Genomic DNA, 22,909 nt, shown 5'->3' with positions numbered 1-22,909 from the left:
AGCGCGATTAGGGCGCATCGGTCTGTGCCGGTCAACCGCCTTTCTGGGCGGCACGCAGCGTCAGGCGCATCACGATGGCATTCGTTCGGGGGCCGTAATAATGCGGTCTGATCCCGGCTTCCACCCAGCCCGTGCCGGAATAGAGCGCCCGTGCCGCAAGGTTGTTGGATGCGACCTCCAGAAAGGCGTCATCTGCGTCCATCGCTTGCGCGGTGCTGGCGAAACGGGCAACCAGCCGACGCCCCGCGCCCATGCGCCGCGCCTCCGGATCGACGGCCAGCGTCAGCAGCTCGGCCTCTCCGGCGATGGCGCGGCCCAGCAGAAAGCCGTGGTCGTCATCCAGCAGGAAGCAGCCGCGGCTGTCCAGAAGGCCCATGAATTCGGCGGCGCTCCAAGGGCGGGGGGTGGTGAAGCAACGCGCGTGAAGCGCCGCCAGCCGGTCGACGGTCTTCATGGCAGGATGAGGGGCGGTGTGTCACGGCCGGGTGCCGCATCGGCAGCGCGCAGATAGATCGGCGCCGGGCGCGGGGCGGGGGTGTCCGCACGCGCCGCCGCCAGCTGCGCGATGGCCACGGCGGTCGGGACCGCCGGCGCAGCCGGCGTGGGGCCGGGCGGCAGCGCGCCGGTCGCAGCTTGCTGCGGCCGGCCCCCCTCGCTGCCCTCCGCGGTGAAATCCTGCCAGATCACCTCGGCGCCCCGGGTCGGGATCACGATGCGGCAGGGGCGGGGCAGATCATGCGCCGCGGCTTCCGTCGCGCCGATGCCGATGGCGGGGATCTTCAGCGACAGCGCAAGGCCCCGCGCCGCCGCCACCGCAACGCGCACGCCGGTGAAGTTCCCCGGCCCGGTGCCGACGCCGATGACGTCGATGTCGCGCCAGCTGACGCCCGCCTCGGCCAGCACCTCCTCCAACAGGGGCATCAGCCGTTCGGCCTGCCCCTTTGTCATCTCTTCCCGGCGCTGGACCAGAACCCGGTCACCACGCAACAAAGCGGCCGCGCAATGCGCGGCCGATGTGTCGAACCCAAGGGTCAGTCGATCAGGCAACGGGACGGACCTCGATCACCTCGGGGATATAGTGGCGCAGCAGGTTCTCGATGCCCATCTTCAGCGTCAGGGTCGAGGACGGGCAGCCCGCGCAGGCCCCCTGCATGTGCAGGTAGACAATGCCGCGATCAAAGCCGTGGAAGGTAATGTCGCCGCCATCCTGCGCCACGGCAGGGCGGACGCGGGTGTCCAGCAGTTCCTTGATCTGGCCGACGATCTCGTTGTCGGGGCCGTCATGGGCGGCATGGCCCGCGCTCTGCGGCGCATCGCCTTCGATGGCGGGGGCGCCGGACTGGAAATGCTCCATAATGGCGCCCAGAACCGAGGGCTTGAGGTGATCCCACGGCTGGTCGTCCGCCTTGGTGACGGTCACGAAATCACGGCCCAAGAAGACGCCGGTGACCCCCTCGACCGCAAAGATGCGACGCGCCAAGGGCGAGCTTGCCCCGGTGTCGGGCGAGGGGAAATCGGCCGTGCCGCTGCCAAGCACCGTCTCGCCGGGCAGGAATTTCAGCGTGGCTGGGTTCGGGGTGGTCTCGGTCTGGATGAACATGGGGCAGCTCCTTTGAGCCTGATATGGCGACGGGCGGGCCTTGGGTCAAGCCGTCGGGGCAGGCCGTCGGGGCAGGCTGCGATCAGGTGATCGCCTCCAGCCGCTCCTTGGACAGATCGCCCGGCACCAGGGTGATGGCGCAGGGAAGGTCCATTGCATCGCGCAGCATCCGTGACAGCACGGGGTTCGTCCCGCCCTTGTCGCCGTTCAGCCCCAGCACGACGACGCCGATCTGGCCGTCCTCGGCGATCTGGGCCAGCAGTTCCTCGGCGGGGTCGCCCTCGCGGATCACCAGCTCGGGCTCGATCTTGGCGCGGGACCGCATCCATTTGGCAAAGACCTCGAAATGCGCCTCGATCCTCTCGCGGGCCTCGGCGCGCATCAGGTCGGCCACGCCAAAGCCATGCTGGATGTCGTCGGTGTTGACCACCGACATGATGACCACCGCGCCGCCGGTGTTGGATGCCCGCATCGCCGCGAAACGCATGGCGTTCAGGCATTCCATGCTGTCGTCCAGAAGGACAAGAAATTTACGCATCTTCCCGGATGTGTCCTGTCAATTTCCCCGAACAGTGGCCGAACTGCCATGCTGGCGCAAGTGATTGCGCGGGAAACCGCCCGCCCCGTTTTCATCGTATGCAAGCTGTGCTAGCCGATCTAGGGTTCTTTGCATGCAACATTGGAAACGGACGGTATCGTGACGATCCACCATGACTGGGACAAGGCCGACGCGGCGCAGCTGAATGTGCTGACTGCCCCCAAGATGGCATGGTTCATCGGCGAGGCATCCGCCCCCGGCGTCAATCCCATGCCCGTTTCCAAGCGGTTGTTCGACATTTCCTTCGCCCTGTTCCTGCTGGTGCCGCTGTCGGTGGTCATGCTGGTCGTCGCGGTCATTCTGCTGATTCTGCAGGGCCGCCCGATCTTCTATGCCGCCCACCGGATGAAGACGCCCGACCGCCCCTTCACCCAGTGGAAGTTCCGCACCATGCTGTGCGAGGAGGGCGATTTCGGCGCCACCGGTGCCCACAAGTCATGGCGCATCACGCCGATGGGGCGCTTCCTGCGCCGGTCGCGCATCGACGAGCTGCCGCAGCTGTTCAACATCCTGCTGGGCGACATGAGCTTCGTCGGACCCCGCCCGCCCTTGCGCGAATACGTCGAACGCTTCCCGGCCGTCTATGCGCAGGTGCTGCACAGCCGTCCCGGCGTCACGGGACTGGCGACGCTGATCTATCACCGCCACGAGGACCGCATCCTGGCACGCTGCAAATCGGCCCGCGCGACCGAGGCGGCCTATTACCGCCGCTGCCTGCCCGCCAAGCTGAAGATCGACCTGATCTATCAGCGCCACCGCTCGCTGCGGCTGGATCTGTGGATCTTGTGGAGCACGCTGAAGATCGTCATCGCCCGCAAGGACGAACGCCCGCGTCGTCGCAAGCGCGGCAGATCCTATCCGCCGGTCGGACCGTCGCCGCGTGCGGCCGGGTCCTCGAACGGATCGCGCGGGTAACCCACCCCCGACAGATAAAGGCCTTGCGGCGGGCAGACCGGACCGCAGGCCGCGCGGTTGCAGGCGGCCAGCGCCTCGGCAACGCGATCGGGGTGCCACGACCCTGCGCCTACCCGTTCCAGCGTGCCGACGATGGATCTGACCTGATTGTGCAGGAAGGACCGGGCCCGCAGGTGGAAGCGATACTCGGTGCCATGCGGGACGGGAATTTCTTGAATGGTGATCTGGTCGATGGATTTCACCGGGCTTTTCGCTTGGCAGATCGAGGATCGGAACGTCGTAAAGTCGTGCAGCCCGATCAGATGCTGCGCCCCCTGCTGCATCGCGCCCAGATCCAGCGGCGACAGCACCTGCCAGACATTGCCAAGTTCATGCGTCATGGGCGCACGGCGGCTGATCAGCCGGAAGGTATAGCGCCTTTCACGGGCCGAGAACCTTGCGTGAAAATCGTCATCGACGCGCGCGGCGGCCAGGACCACGACGGGGGCGGGCTTCAGGTGCCAGTTCAGCGCCTCGGACAGGCGAAAGGGGTCCCAGTCCCGCAGCAGATCGGCATGGGCGACTTGACCCGTGGCATGGACCCCCGCATCGGTGCGACCGGCGGCGGCGATCCGGGCGCCTGCGGCAAAGCCGGGGTCCAGCTTGGCCAAGGCGCTTTCGATGGCGCCCTGCACGGTGGGTTGATCGGCCTGCGCCTGCCACCCGGCGAAGGGCGCGCCGTCATATTCGATCTTCAGTGCAAAACGAGGCATTACTGGCGAGGTTCTTTCCGGGGCATCTTCAGCAGGTCGTCGAAGGTCTGCGCATCCTGGCTTTGCAGGGCGGGCGGGTCTTCGGGCGGGGACGCGGTGGCGGCACCCGTCAGCCCTTCGCGGGCCAGCCGGTCGCGCAGAACCGACATCTCGATGTCCAGCGCATCACGGTCGCCGTCCAGCAGCCGGTCGGACCGGGCAATGAAATCTTTTTCCAGGTCGTTCAGGAATGCCATGTACTTGGCCCGCGCCGATCCGTCCTGCGTCTGCGAATAGAGGTCGGCAAAGCGGATCGTCGCATCGCGCGCGCCCATCAAATAGACGCCAAGGTATCGCCGGGCCGAGGCCAACGCGCCGGGATTGTCCCGTACCCGGTCGAACAGATGCCGCACGGTGGCCGCGAACAAGTCCACGCGTGCCGTCAGGCGACGGTCGCCCGCACGGGCGATGGCATCAGTCATCTGGTCCAGATAGCCCTCGCCCTCGTCGATCATGCGTTGGGCGCGGTCCTGCTGAAAGCTGTCGATCCCCTCGCGGCCCTTGTCGCGCATCGGGTCCAGCCCGAAGCCGATCTGATGCAGGACCAGACCCGCACCGCCGACCAGCGCCGCTTGTCCCCAAAGCCCCGGCTCGGCCGCGCCGATGCCCAGGCCGACACCGCCTAGGATGCCGCCGAACAGCTTGCGCGGAATGGCGGGACGGCGGGCGACGCGGCGGGCTTCATAGGCAGCCTGCGCCACCAGACCCTCGCGGGTCATCCACATGCCGCTGGCGATCAGCCCGAAAGCTGCCAGATCGGTGACCAGACCCGTCGCACCTTGGAAGAACGCGCCCAGCAGGAAGGGCGTCGCGGCCAGCGTGATCCACTTGGGCCGCCCTTCATGCGGGTGGCGCGGGGTGGGGGGAAGGGCCGGACCGCCGGGCAGGTTGTTGCGCAGCAGATCCTTGGGCGAGAAACGCCCGCCGAAACGTTCCGCCATGACCTTACCCCACCCCCACGACCGAGGCATAGAGCGTCAGCATCAACAGCAGATAGAAGCTGAGCCTGGCTTGGGCGTTGCGCGACATGGGCGTCCTTTCGGGGGCGTGAATGACAGCTTCTATATCGGCATTCGTCGCCGGATTTCAAACCTGCGGCGGAAACAGCCCGTCCAGCGCGGCATCCAGCGGCGCGGGATCGGCCAGCGACAGGCGCACGGGCAGCGCCATGACCTTCATGCGGAAGGACCGCGGCAGGCGGGCGGCATCCTTTTCGGTGGTGACCAGCTGCGCCCCCATCATCCGCGATTCGGTTTCCAGCCGTGTCAGCAGGCTTTGGGTGAAGGGCTGATGATCCTCCAGCGGCTCCGACCGGATCAGGACCGCGCCCAGATCGCGCAGGGTGGCAAAGAATTTCTCGGGGTGGCCGATGCCCGCAAAGGCCAGGACGCGGTGGCCCTGCCAGTTGATGCCGGTCTGCAAGGGGGCCAGTTGACCGCGCAGATGCGGGGGCGCGCCTTTGGGCGTCGCAAAGCCTGCCTGCGCGGTATCAGGGCCGATCGACAACAGCAGGTCGGCGCGGGCCAACCCGCGCGCCACCGGTTCGCGCAAGGGACCGGCGGGCAGGCACAGCCCGTTGCCGAAGCCCTTGGCGGCATCGACGACCACGATCCCCAGATCATGCGTCAGCGCGGGGTCCTGAAAGCCGTCGTCCAGGATGATCGCCTGCGCGCCTGCCGCGACCGCTGCCCGCGCGCCAGCCAGTCGGTCGTCGCTGACCCAGACCGGGCCGAAGGCCGCCATCAGCAGTGGCTCGTCCCCGGTCAGTTCGGCGTCATGGGTCGATTCGATCACCCGCAACGGCCCCTTGGCGCTGCCGCCATAGCCGCGCGAGACGACATGCGCCTCGATCCCGCGGGCCGCCAGCAGGGTCTGCAAATGGATCACGGTCGGCGTCTTGCCGGTGCCGCCCGCGTTCAGGTTGCCCACGCAGATGACCGGCACGCCGACCCGCGCCCGCGCGCCCTTTGCCAGCCGCCGCGCCGTCGCCGCCGCATAGGCCGCGCCGAGCGGAGCCAGCAGCCGCGCCTTGGCGGTGGGTGGGCGGAGGAACCAGAACGCGGGGGCCTTCTTCACGGGGCGGTCCTTTCGGTCAGGGCGGATTGCACCGCGCGGGCGATGGTCACGGCGACATCCGCGCCGCCGGTGCTGACGGTCCAGGCGTTGCTGGCCAGGGTGGCGATCATCTCGGGCTGGGTCAGTTCGGTGATGGTGACGGCCAGATCCTCGGGGGTGCGGACGTGGCGGGCGGCATTCGCGCCGTCCAGCTGCTGCCATTCGGTGGCGAAAGGCCCCGATTGCGGACCATGCACGATGGCCGATCCAAGCGCCGCGGGTTCGAAGGGGTGGCGCATGGCGGTATCCTCGCCCGACAGGGTGCCGCCCATGAAGCTGACCGGGGCCAGGCGATACCACAGGCCCATTTCCGTCGGGCCGTCGGTCAGCAGGACCTGAACTTCGTCGGTCAGATCCTCATCCTCGGATCGGCGGGCGACGATCATCCCCGAGGCCTCGATGTCCAGCGCCAGCTGATCGATGCGGGCGCTGTCGCGGGGGGCCAGGATCAGCAGCGCGCGATGCGAATGGCGCAGGGCCGCGTGATGGGCGGCCAGGACGGCGGCTTCCTCGGGCTGGGGCAGGCTGGCGGCGAACCAGGCGTGGCGGCCGTTCATCTGCTGGGCCATCGAGACGCGCTCGGTTTCCGAACAATGCAGCGGCTCGCGGATTTCCGAGACGGGGCCGGTCATGGCGATGCGCGACCGGTCCAGCGACATGCGGTGGGCGATTTGCAGGCTGGCGCTGTCGGTCAGCATGATGGCCGCCATGCGCGACAACAGCTGACGGCGCATCGCGGCCTGTGCGCCCCATCCAAGATCACGCGCCTGAAGGCGGCATTCGGCCAGAATCACGGGAATGTCGCGGGCGTTGGCCGCAGCGATCAGGGCCGCGGGAAGATCGGACCCGATCAGCAGCACCACGCCCGCGTGGGCGCGATCCAGCAGTTGGGCGGCGGCCTGCGGATCGCAGCCCGCGTCATCGCCATCGGGATCGGGGATGCGGATGATGCGCAGGTCCGGATCGGCCTGCGTCAGGCGGCGCAGGATCTGCGCCTCGGCCCGCGCGGCGTCGGCCGAGACATGCAGCACCAGCCCCGGCGCCTGTCCGGCCGGGATGGCGGGCAGGGCGGGGTCAAGCCCGTGCCGGGTGCGCAGATGCCACCACAGCGCAAGTCGTCCCAGCCCCGCCCCTGGCATCAGTTGCCCAGTTCCTCGGTCGGGCTGACTTCGCGTTCCTCGTCGCGCAGGCGGTGAAGATGCGCGATGAAGTAACGCGTATGGGCGCTGTCGACGGTGCGCTGCGCCTCGGCCTTCCATGCGGCGAAGGCGGATTTGTAGTCGGGAAAGATGCCGACCATGTGGATGTCGTCGGGGTTGCGGAACTGGGTGCCCTGGGGGTCGATCAGTTCGCCGCCAAAGACGAAATGCAGACGTTGTGCCATGTTGACCTCTGATGGTTGGAGGGGTTGCGGGGGTGGGGAAGGATCAGCCCTGATCGCCCGAAAGTTCCATGATGACGGCCCATTCGGCCTCGGACACGGGCTGGACGGAGAGGCGGGTGTTGTTGACCAGCACCATGTCGGCAAGGCGCGGTTCGGCCTTGGCTTCCTCCAGGGTGATGGCGCGGGGCAGCTTGCGGACGGCCTTGATGTCGACGCATTCCCAACGCGGATCGTCGGCCTTGCTGTCGGGATGGGCGGGCGCGATGACCTGGCAGATGCCGACAGCCTCTTTCCCGACATTGGAGTGATAGAACAGGCCCAGATCGCCCACCGCCATCGCCCGCATCATGTTGCGCGCCTGGTAGTTGCGGACACCGTCCCATTCCTCGCCCTCGTCGCCCTTGGCGACCAGATCGTCCCAGCCAAAGACGTCGGGTTCGGATTTGAAAAGCCAATAGGCCATCAGCCGACCACCTTCTTCCATTCGATCACCTCGACCGAGGCAAAAAGATCGGCCGCCTTGTAGGGGTCGGCATCGGCCCAGGCTTGTGCGGCGGCCAGGTCGGTGGTGTCCAGCACGACCAGCGAACCGCACATCTGTCCGTCCTGCAGGAAGGGACCTGCGTATGTGACGATGCCACTGTCGCGGATATGCGCCAGATGAGCGTCGCGATTGGCAAGGCGGGTTTCAAGGGCGCCGGGCTTGTCCCGGCAGATCACGGCGAACAGGGGCATCATTCCTCCTTCAGGGGGCGGCTGAGCAGATGGTCCATGGCTTTTTCCACCGAAACCGAGCCTTCGGCAAGACGGGCGACCATGGTGGCGATGGGTAGGTCCACATCGTCGCGTGCCGCCAGGCGGACAAGCGCCCGGGCGGTGGCTGCACCTTCGACGGTGGTCGAGGGGTCGAATTCCTCGCCCGCCCCAAGCGCCGCGCCGAAGCGAAAGTTGCGCGACCCTGCCGAGGTGCAGGTCAGCGTCAGATCGCCCAGGCCCGACAGGCCGGTCAGCGTTTCGGGCCGTGCGCCCAGATGGATGGCAAGGCGGGTCATCTCGGCAAAGCCGCGGGTGATGATGGCGGCGCGGGCGCTGCCGCCAAGACCCGCGCCGATGACCGTGCCAGCCGCGATGGCCATGACATTCTTCAACGCGCCGCCCAGTTCCGCGCCCGTGACGTCGCTGCTGCGGTAAAGGCGTAGGACGGGCGTGGACAGCGCCTGCTGCATGTCGCGGCCAGCGTCGTCGTCGGTGCAGGCCAGCGTCAGCGCAGTCGGTAAGCCCCGCGCGATATCGGCGGCGAAGGAGGGTCCGGTCAGCACCGCGACCACGGCATTGGGGCAGGCCTCGGCAATCATGACCGAGGGGCCGGTCAAACGCTCCAGATCGATCCCCTTGGCGGTGCTGACCAGACGCTTGCCCTGCAGTTTCGCGCCATGCAGCGACAGGAACCCGCCAAGCGCCTGCGCGGGCAGGGCCAGCAGGATCAGCTCGGCTTTCAGCGCTGCATCCAGGTCCTGCGTCACGGTCAGGGTATCTGGCATGGCGACGCCGGGCAGGCGGGGGTTTTCGCCCTGCCAGTCAATCTGGCGACCCCAGAGCGTCACCGGACCGTTCGCGGTCAGCGCCACGGCCAAGGCGGTTCCGAAGGCCCCTGCGCCAAGAACCGCGACGCTCATGCCTTGGCGCCTTTCTTGCCGCTGCCCAGCATCGGTTGCGCCTTGCGGTCAAGGGGCCAGCGGGGGCGGGCGGCAAGGGTCATGTCGTCGCGGTGGCCCTGGCGGAACCTCTCGATCCCGGCCCATGCGATCATCGCGCCATTGTCGGTGCAAAGCGCCAGGGGCGGTGCAAGGAAGCGGGCACCGGCGTCGGCGGCGACCTGTTCCAGCGCGGCGCGGATCTGGGTGTTGGCGGCGACGCCGCCCGCGACCGCCAGCACCGGGACGGGGCTTTCGGCCAGGGCGCGGCGCGACTTTTCGGCCAGCACATCGGATACGGCGGTCTGGAAGGCCGCGCACAGGTCGCGCCGGTCCCCCTGACGCAGCCCGCCATGTTCGGCGATCAACGCATCGCGCTGGCGCAGGGCCGCGGTCTTGAGCCCCGAAAACGACATGTCGCAACCGGGGCGGTCCAGCAGAGGGCGGGGCAGGGAAATGCGTTTCGCATCACCCGAGGCTGCCTCGGCCTGCACGGCGGGACCGCCGGGTTGCGGCAGGGCCAGAAGCCGGGCGATCTTGTCGAAGGCCTCGCCCGGGGCGTCGTCGATGGTGCCACCCATGCGGGTGAAATTGTCGGGGCCGTCCACTCGCAGGAACTGGCAATGCCCGCCGGACACCAGCAGCATCAGATAGGGAAAATCGATGCCATCCGTCAGTCGCGGCGTCAGCGCATGACCGGCCAGATGGTTCACGCCGACCAGCGGCAGTCCCGATCCGGCGGCCAGCCCCTTGGCGCACATGACGCCCGACATCACGCCCCCGATCAGCCCGGGACCCGCCGTGACGGCGATGCCCGACAGATCCGTCAGCGCCAGCCCGGCCTGATCCAGCGCCTGCTCGACGGCCAAATCCAGACGCTCGGCATGGGCGCGGGCGGCGATCTCGGGGACGACGCCGCCGAAATCGGCATGCAGCGTGGTCTGGCTGCTGACGACGCTGGACAGGATGCGCCGGTCGCCGGTCACGACGGCGGCGGCCGTGTCGTCGCAGCTGCTTTCGATGCCCAGAAAGATCAGATCATCCATGCTCTTGCCCTGAAGGATGCGGAGGCTTACCCCTGAAGGCCCTAGCACCGGCGCAAGGATAAGCCAATGCCAGCGGACCCGCGACCCACGCTGCTGCTGACCCGCCCCCAACCCGGGGCCGAGCGGTTTGCCAAGCTGATGAAGGGCTGGCGCAGCGTGATCTCTCCGGTCCTGCGGATCGCGCCGGTGGATCACGATGGCGATATCCTGGCGGCGGCGCAGGGGCTGGTGTTCACCTCGGCGCATGCGGTTGCCTCGGCAGGTCCGGGGCGGGGACGGCCCGCGCTTTGCGTGGGGGCGCAGACCGCCCGACAGGCCCGCGACGCGGGTTTCGACGTGACCGAGGGCGGGGGCACCGCCGACAGCCTGCTGCCGCTGATAAAGGGGGCATCGGTGCCGCTGATCCATCCGCATGGCCGCCATCTGGCGCGGATGCTGCCCGTGCCGGGGGTCGTCGTCTATGACCAGCAGGCGGTCGATCTCTCCGAAGAGGCGCGCGGATTGCTGATGGGGAAGGCCCCGGTGATCTTGCCGATTTTTTCGCCACGGACGGCCCTTGTGCTGGCGCAGCACGCGGCCGATGCGCGGGCGCCCTTGTGGGTCGTCGCCATCAGCGATGCCGCCTTGGGCAATTGGTCCGGGCCCGCGCGACATGCCATCACCGCCGAGAGGCCCGATGCCCATGGAATGCGCGATGCGATCCTGCGGCTATGGGCCTCGGAACAAAGCTGAACACGGCGGGTTGAGCGCGGAGCCATCGCTGTTTAGGCTGCAAGTCATGCGCTTACAGGCGGCCATGCCGACATGGCACCAGACGGGGACAAGACGTGAAACAGCCAGACAAGACCAAGACCACCCAACCGGCCTCCAAGACCGCCAGCCCGAACCCGGCAGATGCCACAGCCAAGAAGCAGCCCGCCGCGCCGGGTGCCCTGCCCAACGACCCGATCGAGGCGGGCAAGCCCGCGCAGGCCGGCCAGCCCGGCACGATCAGCCCCGTCGGCTCGACGCTGGTCGGTGATCCGAAGGGCGGTCTGACCGCCGCCGCCAAGGCCGATACCGCGAAGCCGCATGTCGAAGCGAAGGACGCCGACGCCAAGCCGGCCGTCCCGACGCAAGCGCCCGCCCAGCAGACCGCATCGACGAAGCCGGCGCCGCAGCAGCCTGTCAGGAAAACCGGCTTCTGGCCCGTGGCTTTCGGCGGGGTGGTTGCTGCAGGTCTCGGCGCTGCCGCCGCGATCTATGCGCTACCCCATCTGCCCCCCGAATGGCGGCCTTCTGGCGCAACGACCGATCAGGCCGATGTCGCCGCCTTGGCCCAGCAGGCCGCCCGCCGCGCCGTCGCCGAGGAGATCTCGGCCATGCCCGCACCGGCTGGCGTCCCCGACGATCTGGAAGCCCGCCTGAGCGCGCTGGAAGATCGCCCGGACGCTGCCGCCGATCCGGCCGCAGGACAACAGGTCGCCGATCAGCTTCAGGCCCTGACGCAGCGGTTGGATGAACAGCAGGCGCAGCTGGACAAGATGGCACAGAACGGCAGCTTCGACCCCGAGGCCGCCGGTGCCCTGCAGCAGCAGATCGAGGCCGCCGCCGCAGATGCCGAGGCCCGCCTGGAAGCCGCCCGCGCCGAGGCCGAGGAGCTGCAGGCCGCCGCCGAAGAAAGCACCCGCCGTGCCGAGGCCGTCGCCGCCATCGCATCCCTGCAGGCGGCATTGGACCGCGGCGTGACGCCCGAGGATGCGCGCGCCACGCTGGAAGGTGCCGGACTGGAAACGCCCGAGGCGCTGGCGACCGAGGTTCCCAGCCTGACCAGCCTGCAGGCTGATTTCCCCGAGGCCGCCCGCGCGGCCCTGCGTGCATCTCTGCGCGACAGCAGTTCCAGCGGTCAGGGGAACATGCTGACGAATTTCCTGAAGGCCCAGACCAACGCCCGCTCGATCGAGGCCCGCGATGGCGACGATCCCGATGCCGTCCTGTCCCGCGCCAATGCCGAGGTCGAGGCAGGTCGCATCGCCGAGGCTCTGTCCAAGATCGAGACCCTGCCCGACGCAGGCCGCGATGCCCCGGCGATGGCAGATTGGCTGAACCGCGCAAACGCCTATACGCAGGCACAGTCGGCGCTGACCGATCTGTCCTCCGGCCAGAATTGAGGTCCGCAAGATGCTGTTGTCCCTGCTGAAAATCCTGTTCTTCTTCGCGGTTGTGCTGGCGCTGGCGCTTGGCGCGGTGCATCTGTCGGAAACCGCGCAGATGCTGCGCATCCAATATGGCGGCACCGAGATCGCGCTTACACCGGTCAAGGCCGTGGTTGCGCTGATCGTGCTGATGGTCGCGGCCTGGATCGTCTTCAAGCTGCTGGGCCTGCTGCTGGCAACGCTGCGCTTCATTGCGGGCGATGAAACCGCGGTGAACCGCTATTTCGCGCGCTCGCGCCAGCGCAAGGGCTATGCCGCCTTCAGCGAAGGCATGCTGGCCGTCGCCTCGGGCGAGGGCAAGCTAGCGCAGGACAAGGCCGCCAAGGCCGCCAAATACCTGGACCAGCCGCATATGACCAACCTGCTGGCCGCCCAGGCCGCCGAGACCGCAGGCGATTCGCGCCGGGCCGAGGCCGTCTATCGCCAATTGCTGGAAGACGACCGCACCCGTTTTGTCGGCATTCGCGGTCTGATGCGCCAGAAGCTGGCCGAGGGCGATACTGCCAAGGCGCTGATGCTGGCCCAGAAGGCCTATGCGCTGAAGCCCCGCCACAAGGAAACGCAGGACACCCTGCTGGAACTGCAGACCCGCGAACACGACTGGAAAGGCGCGCGCGAGACGCTGAAGGACAAGCGTAACCAGGGCGATCTGCCCAAGAATGTCGCCCTGCGCCGCGATGCCGTTCTGGCCTTGCAGCAAGCCAGCGACGTTCTGGCCGAGGGCAACTCGATCAGCGCCCGCGAGGCCGCGATCTCGGCGGCCAAGGCATCGCCCGACCTGATCCCGGCGGCGGTGCTGGCGGCGCGCAGCTATACCGCGCAGAAAGACTTCCGCAGTGCCTCGCGTATTCTGGAGAAGACCTGGTCGGTGCGCCCACACCCCGATCTGGCCAAGGCCTATGCCGAGATCGTGCCGGACGAATCGCCCTCGGCCCGCCTGCGCCGCTTCGACGCGCTGATGCGCAAGAACCCCGACCACGAGGAAACCCGCCTGCTGAAGGCCGAACTGCTGCTGGCTGCCGAAGATTTCCCGGGCGCCCGCCGCGCGCTTGGCGATCTGGCCGAGAAGCATCCCACCGTCCGCACGCTGTCGATCATGGCCGCGGTCGAACGGGGCGAGGGAGCCGACGACAGCGTCGTGCGCGGCTGGCTGACGCGCGCGCTGACCGCGTCGCGCGGCCCGCAGTGGGTCTGCGACACCTGCCATAACGTGATGCATGACTGGGCGCCTGTCTGCGACAGCTGCAACGGCTTCGACACGCTGACCTGGCGCGAGCCCGAGGGATCGCGCAGCACCGCCAGCGCCTCGCCCACGGGGGCCGAGATGCTGCCCCTGCTGGTCGGATCGCCGCGTGACCATGTCGAGGATGTCCCTGACCTCTCGGAACCCGTGCAGCCCCATCCCCCCGGTCCCGCCGAGCCCGAGGTGACGGCACCCAAGCCGCCAAAGGCCGCCGAGGTTCGGGAACGTCAGCCCGACGTCGCACCGGGCATGGTGCCGCGCGAAAGCGATTACGTGGTCGCGGAGCCTTCGGCCACGGTCACGACGCCGGAACCCGAGGTCAAGCCCGAGCCTGAACCCGTGGCACCCTCGCCTGCGGAACCAAAGCCAGAGGCCGAACCGACGATGGTCCGCCCCGATGTCGAGCCGGCGGACGAATCCGACTGGTCCAAACCGAAATCCTGACACGAAGGGGGCGGGTGCAAAAAAAGCACTCCGCCCTCTTCCCCCTGCTGTGGGAAAGTGCTATCCGCCGCCTCACAGTCTGATGCCGGTGTAGCTCAGCTGGTAGAGCACATCATTCGTAATGATGGGGTCGGGGGTTCGAGTCCCTTCACCGGCACCACTTGATCAAAGTGGACCCAAGCAAAAACCCGCCCCTGCAAGGGCGGGTTTTTGCTTGGGTGCTTGTCATTCAGATCGGGGGCACCAGATCGCGATAGATGTCCAGCATCCGCGACAGATCCTCGGCCAGCCCTTGTTCGGTCAGATCATCCACCGCCCATGTCCGCGACAGGGCACAACCTGCCTGATAGGCAAGCGGCAGGGCCGATGGCGACCCCAGGTCGATCGGACCATCGTCGAAGTCGTGCGGGGCGGTCACCGATGCCCGTGTCGCCGATGCCACATGCCGCAAGTGGCGATGCGCCTTGTCGGCCCCCAGCTGCGTCAGTGCCGCGCCCGCGCCATGCTGCAGCGACAGGATGCCCCGCTCGTCATGGGCGTTGATCAGGAAGACGACATAGAGGCCATGTCGCATGCTGCGCGTCACATGGGGCGCGAAGAAGGCCAGCCAGGGGATGCTGGCCCAACCTTGCGCGCCGACGCTGGCGCGGACCATCAGGGGTTCGGGGCGGGGTGCTGCCAGATTGCGGCCCATGCGGGCGACATCCTGACGGAAGAAGCGGGCGAAGGGGCTGCCCGCATAGGGGCGCTGGCGTTCGTGGACGAACCGCCTTGCAGTCAACGACAGGGCCGCTGCCAGCCCTGTCGGATATTCGAGGGGCTGGTTCAGACCAGCCGCCCTTCCTCCATCGCGGCCCGGACGAAGCCTGCAAACAGGGGCGCGGGTTCGAAGGGCTTGGACTTCAGCTCGGGGTGGGATTGCACGCCGATGAACCACGGGTGGTCGGGATATTCCACGACTTCGGGCAGCTTGCCGTCGGGCGACATGCCCGAAAAGACCAGCCCGGCCTTTTCCAGCTGTTCGCGATAGGTGGCGTCGACCTCGTAGCGGTGACGGTGGCGATCCTCGATCTCGGTCGCGCCGCCATAGATCGACGAGATGCGCGAACCTTCGTTCAGGATGGCGGTATAGGCCCCAAGGCGCATCGTGCCGCCCTTGTCGTCGCCCAGCTTGCGCTTGACGGTGTAATTGCCCTGCACCCATTCCTTGAGGTGATAGACGACGGGCGTGAAGCGGGTCTTGCCGGCCTCGTGGTCGAATTCCTCGGAACCCGCGTCGGGCATGTCGGCCAGGTTGCGTGCGGCCTCGATCACGGCCATCTGCATGCCAAGGCAGATCCCCAGGTAGGGCACCTTCTTTTCGCGGGCATAGCGGGCGGCGGCCAGCATGCCTTCGGTGCCGCGCTCGCCGAAGCCGCCCGGCACGATGATGCCGTGATAGCCGTCCAGAAGATGAGCGCCGTCGCCTTCCAGCTTTTCGCTGTCCACCCAGTTCGCCTTGACGCGGACGCGGTTGGCCATGCCGCCATGGGTCAGCGCCTCGGCGATGGATTTGTAGGCGTCTTCCAGCTGGGTGTACTTGCCGACGATGGCCACGCGAACCTCGCCCTCGGCGTGGTCAAGACGGTCCATAACGTCTTCCCAACGGGTCAGGTCGGGGCGGGGCGCGGGGCTGATCTGGAAGGCATCCAGCACGGCGCGGTCAAGCCCCGCGCGGTGATAGGCCAGAGGCGCCTCGTAGATGGATTTCAGGTCGTATGCCGGGATGACGGCGTCGGGACGCACGTTGCAGAACAGCGCGATCTTGGCGCGTTCCTTTTCCGGGATCGGGTGTTCGGAGCGGCAGACCAGCACGTCGGGGGCCAGGCCGATGGATTGCAGTTCCTTGACGCTGTGCTGTGTCGGTTTGGTCTTCAGCTCTCCGCTGGCGGCCAGATAGGGCAGCAGCGTCAGGTGCATCAGGATGCATTCGCCGCGGGGGCGTTCGTGGATGAACTGGCGGATCGCCTCGAAGAAGGGCAGGCCCTCGATGTCGCCGACGGTGCCGCCGATCTCGCAAAGCATGAAGTCGACCTCATCGGCGCCGACCGAGAGGAAGTCCTTGATTTCATTGGTGACGTGGGGAATGACCTGAATGGTCTTGCCCAGGTATTCGCCGCGGCGTTCCTTTTCCAGCACGTTGGAATAGATCCGCCCCGAGGACACGCTGTCGGTGCGGCGTGCGCTGACACCGGTGAAGCGTTCGTAGTGCCCAAGGTCCAGGTCGGTTTCCGCGCCGTCGTCGGTGACGAAGACCTCTCCGTGTTCGAAGGGCGACATCGTGCCGGGATCGACGTTCAGATAGGGGTCCAGCTTGCGCAGCCTGACCGTGAAGCCGCGGGCCTGCAGCAGGGCGCCCAACGCCGCCGAGGCCAGACCCTTGCCAAGGGACGAAACCACGCCGCCGGTGATGAAGATGTAACGCGCCATGGAAGGCCCCCGTGATGTGCAAGTTCGGATCGGCTGCGGGCCGCGTATCGACCGGCATCACGGGATCAGAGCAATAACTGATTCGCCCCGTGGTCGCAACGGACCGCAAGTTGGTGTCGGGCAGGTGACCCCGCCCATGGATTTTCGTGACAGCCTCAGTTGGCGGGCTGGTCGTCGGTCGTTGCTTCGGCGGGCTCCGCCTCGGCAGCGGGCGGTGCCACGGGGGCTGCTGCCTCGGCTGCCGGCGCTTCTGCGGCGGGTGCTTCCGCGGCAGGGGCGTCCGTCACGGGTGCTTCCGCTGCAGGTGCCTCGGCGTCCGGTGCCGGGGGCGTTAGCGGGTTGCCGCTGGTCGTCGGCGGAGGCGTATAGGCGGGCAGCGTGGGCAGGTTGCCCTCGGACTGCTCCTGCGTCTCCGCGCCGCTGAACTGATCCATGATCGACCCGTTCGTCGCCTGGCGTGCCGCAAGGATGGTCAGCGCGATCGAGGTGCAGAACAGCGCGACCCCGAAGATCCAAGTCAGACGCGTCATCGCGTTCGCGGCCTGGCGACCGGTCATGACGCCACCACCGCCGCCACCACCGCCGCCCATGCCCAGCCCGCCCCCTTCGGAACGTTGCAGCAGGACAACCCCGGCCAACAGGACTGCCAGGATCAGATGGACGGTCAGAATGACGTTTTCCACGGCTTTCGGCCTTTCATTTGCGGACGGGCCTATCTAGTCACCTCAGGGGATGATGGCAAGCAAGAGTGTCCCATGGTTGCGGTGATGATTCAGGGCACCGGCTCGAACGTCGGAAAGTCGTTGCTGGTCGCGGGGTTGTGCCGCGCGGCGCGGCGCCGCGGCCTGTCCGTCGCCCCCTTCAAGCCGCAGAACATGTCCAACAATGCCGCAGTGACGGCGGACGGGGGCGAGATCGGGCGCGCACAGGCGCTGCAGGCACGGGCCTGCGGGCTGGACCCTGTCACTGACATGAACCCCGTGCTGTTGAAGCCCGAGACCGATACCGGGGCGCAGGTCCTGTTGCACGGACGCCCCATCGCAAGGGCTCAGGCGCGTGACTATGCCACCCTGAAGCCGCGCCTGCTGCAGGGCGTGCTGGACAGCTTTCGCCGCCTGAGCGCCGCCCACGACCTGGTCATCGTCGAGGGCGCGGGCAGCCCCGCCGAGGTGAACCTGCGTCCCCGCGACATCGCCAACATGGGTTTTGCCCGCGCCGCAGGGGTGCCCGTCGTGCTGGCAGGCGATATCGACCGCGGCGGCGTCATCGCCCAGATCGTCGGCACGCAGGCGGTGATCGATGCGGATGACGCAGCGATGGTGCGAGGTTTCCTGATCAACAAGTTCCGTGGTGATCCGCGCCTCTTCGACGATGGATACGCGATGATCGCGCAACGCACCGGCTGGCCCGGTTTCGGCGTGATCCCCTGGTTCGCGGACGCCCATCGCCTGCCGGCCGAGGATGCGGTCGATCTGCGGGCCAGCCGCGGGCAGGGGCTGCATGTCGTCTGCCTGACCCTGTCACGGATCGCCAATTTCGACGATCTGGACCCTCTGGCCGCCGAACCGGGCGTGCGGCTGACCATGCTGGGGCCGGGTCGGCCCATTCCCGGCGATGCCGACCTGGTGGTCATTCCGGGCACGAAATCCACCATCGGCGACCTGGCCTTCCTGCGCGCGCAGGGCTGGGACATCGATCTGGCCGCCCATCGCAGGCGGGGTGGCCATGTGCTGGGCATCTGCGGCGGCTTCCAGATGCTGGGGAAGGTGATCGACGATCCGTCAGGGACCGACGGCACGGCGGGGCAGGTGTCGGGTCTTGGTCTGCTTGACGTGCAGACTGTGATGGCGCCCGACAAGCGCGTGGTGCAGGTCTCGGGGCAGGCGCTTGGCCAGCCGGTCCGGGGATACGAGATCCACATGGGGCGCACGACCGGCCCCGATTGTGCGCGTCCCTTCGGGATGATGCCGGAGCCCGACGGCGCGATCAGCGCGGATGGGCGGGTGATGGGCAGCTATCTGCACGGGCTGTTTTCCGACGACCGCTTCCGCGCGGCATTCCTTGCGCGGATGGGCGCGCCCTCGGCACCGGGATACGAGGCGGGCGTCGATCAGGCGCTGGACGATTTGGCCGACCACTTGGAAACGCATATGGATGTCGCAGGTCTGCTGGCGGTGGCACGCTGACGCATGGCAGATGTGACCGCGCGGGTGCTGGACGAAGCGCCTGCCGCGCGTTACCTGATGGGCATGGAACATCAAAAGCCCCCGTTGACCCTCTATCTGGCTGCGCCGCGCGGTTTCTGCGCGGGCGTGGACCGTGCCATCAAGATCGTCGAAATGGCGCTGCAGAAATGGGGCGCCCCGGTCTTTGTCCGGCACGAGATCGTGCACAACAAGTTCGTCGTCGATTCGCTAAAGGCCAAGGGCGCCGTCTTCGTCGAGGAGCTGGACGACTGTCCGACCGACCGGCCCGTGATCTTCTCGGCCCATGGCGTGCCGAAATCTGTCCCGGCCGAGGCGCAGCGCCGCCAGATGGTCTATGTCGATGCGACCTGCCCGCTGGTCAGCAAGGTCCACGTCGAGGCTGAACGCCATCACGCCAATGGCCTGCAGATGGTGATGATCGGCCATGCCGGTCACCCCGAGGTGCTGGGCACCATGGGCCAGCTGCCCGAGGGCGAGGTGATCCTGGTCGAGACCGAGGCCGATGTCGCCACCATCGCGCCGCGCGATCCCGAAAGCTTGGCCTTCATCACCCAGACCACGCTCTCGGTCGATGATACCGCGGGCATCGTGGCAGCGCTGAAGGCGCGCTTCCCCGCCATCGTGGGTCCGGCCAAGGAAGACATCTGCTATGCCACCACCAACCGCCAGGCGGCGGTCAAGGCGGTCGCGCCCAGGATCGACGCGCTGCTGGTGATCGGGGCGGAAAACTCCAGCAACTCCAAGCGGCTGGTCGAGGTCGGGCGCGCCGAGGGTTGCGCCTATTCCCAGCTGGTGATGCGGGCCGATCAGATCGACTGGCGTGCCATCGAAGGATCGCGCGCTGTCGGCGTCACCGCCGGTGCCAGCGCCCCCGAGGTTCTGGTGAACGAGGTCGTCGATGCCTTCCGCGCCCGCTTCGACGTGACGCTGGAAGTGGTCGAGACCGCCGTCGAGAACGTGGAATTCAAGGTGCCGCGCGTCTTGCGCGAACCCGCCTGACGCGCCCCAAGGGCAACACGAGGATCAGATGCAGCTTTATTCCATGCCCTCTTCGGGCAACAGCCTGAAGGTCCGCATCCTGCTGGCATTGACCGGTGCAAAAGCACAGATCATCGATTGCGACTATGGGTCTAACGCGCTGGCGCAGGCCAAGGCGGATGGGGTGCTGCCCTATGGTAAGGTTCCCGCCTTGGCGCTGGACGACGGACAGGTGCTGGCCGAATCGAACGCCATCCTGTGGTATCTGGGCGAGGGCAGCGCCTTCGTCCCCGCCGATGCCGTGACCCGCGCGCAGATGCTGGGCTGGATGTTCTGGGAACAATACAGCCACGAACCCGTCATCGCCGTGCGTCAGGCGCTGGTCAGCTATCCCCATCGCGCCGCAGATGCCACGCCCGAACGTCTGGCCGAGCTGCTGGATAGCGGTCATGCCCTGCTGCAGGTGATGGAGGACCGCTTGGCCCATCACGACTGGCTGGCGGGCCAGATGGTCAGCCTGGCCGACATCTGCCTCTATGGGTACACCTGCACCGCCGGATCGCGGGGCGGTTTCGACATGGAACGCTTCCCCGGGGTGGGTCGCTGGCTGGACCGGATCGCGGCCCTTCCGGGGGTGCTTGATGCCTGACCTGTTCGCATGGACCGACGGTGCTTGCAGCGGCAATCCCGGCCCCGGTGGCTGGGGCGTGCTGATGCGCGCCATGGATGGCGAAACAGTGGTCAAGGAACGTGAACTCTCGGGGGGCGAGGCCGCCACCACCAACAACCGGATGGAGCTGATGGCCGCCATCAGCGCGTTGGAAACCCTGACCCGTCCCAGCCAGATCGTGATCGTCACCGACAGCGCCTATGTGAAGAACGGCGTCACCCAGTGGATCCACGGCTGGAAGCGCAACGGCTGGAAGACCGCCGATCGCAAGCCGGTCAAGAATGTCGAATTGTGGCAGCGCCTGGATGATGCGCAGAAGACCCACAAGGTCGAATGGCGCTGGATCAAGGGCCATGCCGGACACGCCGAAAACGAACGCGCCGACGAACTGGCCCGTGGCGGCATGGCCCCGTTCAAATGACCCCCGAGGCTTTCGTCGCGGTTCTGGATTACTGGTCCGTGCTGATCTTCGCGATCACCGGCGCGCTGGTGGCCAGCAGGGCGCAGCTTGATCCGGTGGGCTTCATCTTCATGGCGGCGCTGACGGCGGTGGGGGGCGGCACCCTGCGCGACCTGATCCTTGGGCGGGACATGGTCTTCTGGGTGGCCCAACCTGCCTATGTGGTGATCGCGGCGGCGGCGGCGCTGGTCGTCTTCTGGACGGCGCATCTGTTCGAAAGCCGCTATAAATGGCTGATCTGGCTGGACAGCGTCGCGCTGGCCGTGGCGGTGGCCGCAGGCGTCGGCGTCGCGATCGAGGGCGGCTTTGGCCCCGTCATCATCACCATCATGGGCGTCGTCACGGGCACCTTCGGCGGGCTGATGCGCGATGTCGTCGGCAACGAGGTTCCCTTGGTCTTGAAGCAGGGCCAGCTGTATCTGACGGCGGCTTTCGGCGGCGCGGTGACGGCGGTCGTGCTGATGTGGGCGGGGCTTCCGCAGGGACAGGCGCTTGTGGCCTGTTCCGTGGTGGTCTGGGTGCTGCGGGCGGGCAGCCTGCATCGGGGCTGGCAGTTGCCGGTCTATAAGCCGCGTCCCCCGCGGATGCGCGGCTAGGACCCTCTTGGCGGCGGGCGGCGGGGCTGGTATCGGGTCCGCTCCGGTCGCAGCCCACCCGGTCAAAACAGGAGCCATCGACATGAGCCATTACACCGACGCGCTGACCCAGCTTGGCGCCAATACCACCCAACCCCAAAGCCCCGAAGAGGCCGTTCTGGAACGGGTCCCGAACCCGCAGCCCGGCACGCTCTACGCGGTGCGCTTCACCCAGCCCGAGTTCACCAGCCTCTGCCCAATCACCGGCCAGCCCGATTTCGCGCATCTGGTCATCGATTACGTGCCGGGCGACTGGCTGGTCGAATCGAAGTCGCTGAAGCTGTTCCTAGGCAGCTTCCGCAACCACGGCGCCTTCCACGAGGATTGCACCGTCGGCATCGGCAAGCGCATCGCCGAGCTGCTTGACCCGCAATGGCTGCGCATTGGCGGATACTGGTATCCGCGCGGCGGCATGCCGATCGACGTCTTCTGGCAGACCGGTGCCGCGCCGCAGGGCCTGTGGCTGCCCGATCAGGGCGTGCCGACCTATCGCGGACGGGGCTGACCCCACGCCTTATCCGCGCCAGGAACGCCAGATCAGCGACAGCGTATCGGCGACATCGCCAAGCCGCGCCACCAGGTGTTCCGGGGCGGGGGCGGCGCTGTCGCCTTGCGCGTCCAGCCGCGCCATCAGGCGCGTCAGGCGACGGCGGTGAATGCCCGTCGCTCTCTGCACCGGATCGGCGATGACGCCCGCAAAGGTCGTCACCACCGATCCGATCAGGGCCAGCACCACGCCCGTGGCGATCACATAGATCGGCGACAGCTCGACCGGAAACGCCCAATACCAGGCACGGCCCAGGGTCTCGCCCAGGGCGAAGTCGCGCAGGGCGGCGCCCTCGGCCCGCATCTGCGCCATGGGACCGGCCAGCGATATCAGCCCCGGTGTCGCGCGCTGGAACAGCAGGAACCCCGAGGCCAGCACGATCAGCGATGTGGTGATCTCGGCCACGGCATTTCGGGTCTCGACATGGGCACGCAGGGCACGGTCGATCTGCGCGGGGCTTGCGTCCGGACCCAGCCCCTGCGCCTGCAGATCCGCGATCAGGGCGGTCAGGTCGCGGTGAATATGGCGCGACATGTCCGAGGGCAGGAAGACCCGCCACCCGCCGATCCGCGACCCCGCCCGGCCCGCCCCAAGACGTCTCAGCAGCGCCGCGACGATCTGCAGGATCAACGCCACGGGTGCCAGCATCACGTTCACCGGCGCGCGCAGCAGGTCCGCCCCGAAGGCATGGCGGTGCAGCGCCAAGGTGCCCCGCAACCCATAGCGGCGCGCCACGAAACGGCGTAGCTGCGCGTCGCGGCGTGACTGGCGGGAACGCAGGGGGCTGGGTTGCATGCGGACTCCGGTCGGGTGGGGCCATCCTAGCGCAGGGCTGTCGCGGCCGCCACGGCCAAGGTTCCCCGCTTGCAGCGCCCTGCCGCGCTTCATATAGAGGGTGCCATGGAATTTCCGGCGTTC

General features: G+C 67.7%; 27 protein-coding genes and 1 tRNA gene. 11 read left to right on the top strand and 17 right to left on the bottom strand.

What is annotated here, in order from left to right:
* Positions 1-31 precede the first annotated feature (31 nt).
* From DDE75_RS07620 to DDE75_RS07605, 4 genes are all read right to left on the bottom strand, one after another.
* Complete coding sequence (locus DDE75_RS07620) at positions 32-454, bottom strand: GNAT family N-acetyltransferase (RefSeq protein ID WP_108501799.1); 423 nt, start codon at positions 452-454, stop codon at positions 32-34.
* Positions 451-1,047 carry a tRNA (adenosine(37)-N6)-threonylcarbamoyltransferase complex dimerization subunit type 1 TsaB gene (tsaB, locus tag DDE75_RS07615; protein ID WP_108501798.1) on the bottom strand — a complete coding sequence of 199 codons (597 nt, stop codon included), beginning with the start codon at positions 1,045-1,047 and terminating at the stop codon, positions 451-453. Before tsaB ends, DDE75_RS07620 begins: the two co-directional genes overlap by 4 nt.
* Positions 1,040-1,600 (bottom strand): NifU family protein, encoded by a 561-nt coding sequence (locus DDE75_RS07610; RefSeq protein WP_072295918.1) that lies wholly within the window; start codon positions 1,598-1,600, stop codon positions 1,040-1,042. The genes tsaB and DDE75_RS07610 overlap by 8 nt, the downstream gene beginning before the upstream one ends.
* 82 nt (positions 1,601-1,682) lie before the next feature.
* Positions 1,683-2,138, bottom strand: a complete 456-nt coding sequence (locus DDE75_RS07605) for a universal stress protein (RefSeq protein WP_108501797.1) — start codon at positions 2,136-2,138, stop codon at positions 1,683-1,685.
* 159 nt (positions 2,139-2,297) lie between these two features.
* Between DDE75_RS07605 and DDE75_RS07600 the strand changes: the two genes are divergently transcribed.
* Positions 2,298-3,113: a sugar transferase gene (locus DDE75_RS07600; protein WP_108502062.1), complete on the top strand. Its 816-nt coding sequence runs from the start codon at positions 2,298-2,300 to the stop codon at positions 3,111-3,113.
* Here the strand turns inward: DDE75_RS07600 and truA are convergent.
* The 9 genes from truA to tsaD form a co-directional block, all read right to left on the bottom strand.
* Positions 3,053-3,865 (bottom strand): tRNA pseudouridine(38-40) synthase TruA, encoded by an 813-nt coding sequence (gene truA / locus DDE75_RS07595; protein WP_108501796.1) that lies wholly within the window; start codon positions 3,863-3,865, stop codon positions 3,053-3,055. The genes DDE75_RS07600 and truA overlap by 61 nt on opposite strands.
* Positions 3,865-4,845 carry a 5-bromo-4-chloroindolyl phosphate hydrolysis family protein gene (locus tag DDE75_RS07590; protein ID WP_108501795.1) on the bottom strand — a complete coding sequence of 327 codons (981 nt, stop codon included), beginning with the start codon at positions 4,843-4,845 and terminating at the stop codon, positions 3,865-3,867. Before DDE75_RS07590 ends, truA begins: the two co-directional genes overlap by 1 nt.
* A gap of 145 nt (positions 4,846-4,990) precedes the next feature.
* Positions 4,991-5,980, bottom strand: a complete 990-nt coding sequence (gene lpxK, locus DDE75_RS07585; RefSeq protein WP_245894654.1) for a tetraacyldisaccharide 4'-kinase — start codon at positions 5,978-5,980, stop codon at positions 4,991-4,993.
* Positions 5,977-7,158 carry a 3-deoxy-D-manno-octulosonic acid transferase gene (locus tag DDE75_RS17620; RefSeq protein WP_108501794.1) on the bottom strand — a complete coding sequence of 394 codons (1,182 nt, stop codon included), beginning with the start codon at positions 7,156-7,158 and terminating at the stop codon, positions 5,977-5,979. Before DDE75_RS17620 ends, lpxK begins: the two co-directional genes overlap by 4 nt.
* Positions 7,158-7,403, bottom strand: coding sequence for a DUF4170 domain-containing protein (locus DDE75_RS07575; protein WP_108501793.1), 246 nt, complete (start codon positions 7,401-7,403; stop codon positions 7,158-7,160). Before DDE75_RS07575 ends, DDE75_RS17620 begins: the two co-directional genes overlap by 1 nt.
* Before the next feature lie 43 nt (positions 7,404-7,446).
* Positions 7,447-7,866 carry an EVE domain-containing protein gene (locus DDE75_RS07570; RefSeq protein ID WP_108502060.1) on the bottom strand — a complete coding sequence of 140 codons (420 nt, stop codon included), beginning with the start codon at positions 7,864-7,866 and terminating at the stop codon, positions 7,447-7,449.
* Positions 7,866-8,138, bottom strand: a complete 273-nt coding sequence (locus DDE75_RS07565) for a YciI family protein (protein ID WP_108502059.1) — start codon at positions 8,136-8,138, stop codon at positions 7,866-7,868. Before DDE75_RS07565 ends, DDE75_RS07570 begins: the two co-directional genes overlap by 1 nt.
* Complete coding sequence (locus DDE75_RS07560; protein ID WP_108501792.1) at positions 8,138-9,079, bottom strand: NAD(P)H-dependent glycerol-3-phosphate dehydrogenase; 942 nt, start codon at positions 9,077-9,079, stop codon at positions 8,138-8,140. Before DDE75_RS07560 ends, DDE75_RS07565 begins: the two co-directional genes overlap by 1 nt.
* On the bottom strand, positions 9,076-10,143 hold the full coding sequence (tsaD, locus tag DDE75_RS07555) for a tRNA (adenosine(37)-N6)-threonylcarbamoyltransferase complex transferase subunit TsaD (RefSeq protein ID WP_108501791.1): 1,068 nt from the start codon (positions 10,141-10,143) through the stop codon (positions 9,076-9,078). Before tsaD ends, DDE75_RS07560 begins: the two co-directional genes overlap by 4 nt.
* A 66-nt stretch (positions 10,144-10,209) precedes the next feature.
* Here tsaD and DDE75_RS07550 point away from each other — a divergent pair, with 66 nt between their 5' ends.
* From DDE75_RS07550 to DDE75_RS07535, 4 genes are all read left to right on the top strand, one after another.
* Positions 10,210-10,875, top strand: a complete 666-nt coding sequence (locus tag DDE75_RS07550; protein WP_108501790.1) for a uroporphyrinogen-III synthase — start codon at positions 10,210-10,212, stop codon at positions 10,873-10,875.
* 95 nt (positions 10,876-10,970) lie between these two features.
* Entirely contained in the window at positions 10,971-12,293 is a 1,323-nt protein-coding gene (locus tag DDE75_RS07545; RefSeq protein WP_108501789.1) for a COG4223 family protein, read from the top strand.
* Positions 12,294-12,303: 10 nt separating this feature from the next.
* Positions 12,304-14,025 carry a heme biosynthesis protein HemY gene (locus DDE75_RS07540; protein ID WP_108501788.1) on the top strand — a complete coding sequence of 574 codons (1,722 nt, stop codon included), beginning with the start codon at positions 12,304-12,306 and terminating at the stop codon, positions 14,023-14,025.
* Between the two features lie 84 nt (positions 14,026-14,109).
* Positions 14,110-14,185, top strand: a tRNA-Thr gene (locus DDE75_RS07535).
* A gap of 69 nt (positions 14,186-14,254) precedes the next feature.
* On the opposite strand, the gene DDE75_RS07530 is transcribed toward DDE75_RS07535, so the two are convergent.
* From DDE75_RS07530 to secG, 3 genes are all read right to left on the bottom strand, one after another.
* Entirely contained in the window at positions 14,255-14,806 is a 552-nt protein-coding gene (locus DDE75_RS07530; protein ID WP_162798945.1) for an MrcB family domain-containing protein, read from the bottom strand.
* 44 nt (positions 14,807-14,850) lie between these two features.
* A complete protein-coding gene (locus tag DDE75_RS07525) occupies positions 14,851-16,494 on the bottom strand; it encodes a CTP synthase (RefSeq protein ID WP_108501787.1) in 1,644 nt (547 codons plus the stop codon).
* Positions 16,495-16,649: 155 nt separating this feature from the next.
* On the bottom strand, positions 16,650-17,177 hold the full coding sequence (gene secG, locus DDE75_RS07520) for a preprotein translocase subunit SecG (RefSeq protein ID WP_108501786.1): 528 nt from the start codon (positions 17,175-17,177) through the stop codon (positions 16,650-16,652).
* Between the two features lie 72 nt (positions 17,178-17,249).
* On the opposite strand from secG, the gene DDE75_RS07515 reads away from it, so the two are divergent.
* From DDE75_RS07515 to queF, 6 genes are all read left to right on the top strand, one after another.
* Entirely contained in the window at positions 17,250-18,680 is a 1,431-nt protein-coding gene (locus DDE75_RS07515) for a cobyric acid synthase (protein ID WP_108501785.1), read from the top strand.
* Positions 18,681-18,743: 63 nt separating this feature from the next.
* Positions 18,744-19,700 (top strand): 4-hydroxy-3-methylbut-2-enyl diphosphate reductase, encoded by a 957-nt coding sequence (gene ispH, locus DDE75_RS07510; RefSeq protein ID WP_108502057.1) that lies wholly within the window; start codon positions 18,744-18,746, stop codon positions 19,698-19,700.
* Positions 19,701-19,728: 28 nt separating this feature from the next.
* Positions 19,729-20,328: a glutathione S-transferase family protein gene (locus DDE75_RS07505; protein ID WP_108501784.1), complete on the top strand. Its 600-nt coding sequence runs from the start codon at positions 19,729-19,731 to the stop codon at positions 20,326-20,328.
* Positions 20,321-20,770 (top strand): ribonuclease HI, encoded by a 450-nt coding sequence (rnhA, locus tag DDE75_RS07500; protein ID WP_108501783.1) that lies wholly within the window; start codon positions 20,321-20,323, stop codon positions 20,768-20,770. The genes DDE75_RS07505 and rnhA overlap by 8 nt, the downstream gene beginning before the upstream one ends.
* Entirely contained in the window at positions 20,767-21,405 is a 639-nt protein-coding gene (locus DDE75_RS07495; protein WP_108501782.1) for a trimeric intracellular cation channel family protein, read from the top strand. Before rnhA ends, DDE75_RS07495 begins: the two co-directional genes overlap by 4 nt.
* Before the next feature lie 82 nt (positions 21,406-21,487).
* Complete coding sequence (gene queF / locus DDE75_RS07490; protein WP_108501781.1) at positions 21,488-21,949, top strand: preQ(1) synthase; 462 nt, start codon at positions 21,488-21,490, stop codon at positions 21,947-21,949.
* Positions 21,950-21,958: 9 nt separating this feature from the next.
* On the opposite strand, the gene DDE75_RS07485 is transcribed toward queF, so the two are convergent.
* Positions 21,959-22,786: a DUF6635 family protein gene (locus DDE75_RS07485; protein WP_108501780.1), complete on the bottom strand. Its 828-nt coding sequence runs from the start codon at positions 22,784-22,786 to the stop codon at positions 21,959-21,961.
* Positions 22,787-22,909 lie beyond the last annotated feature (123 nt).

Origin of the sequence: Paracoccus indicus (assembly GCF_003056335.1) — a bacterium.
In the GTDB taxonomy this organism is placed as follows: Bacteria; Pseudomonadota; Alphaproteobacteria; order Rhodobacterales; family Rhodobacteraceae; genus Paracoccus; species Paracoccus indicus.
Note: the sequence above shows the minus strand (reverse complement) of the source record. Positions and strands in the feature narration are given on the sequence as shown.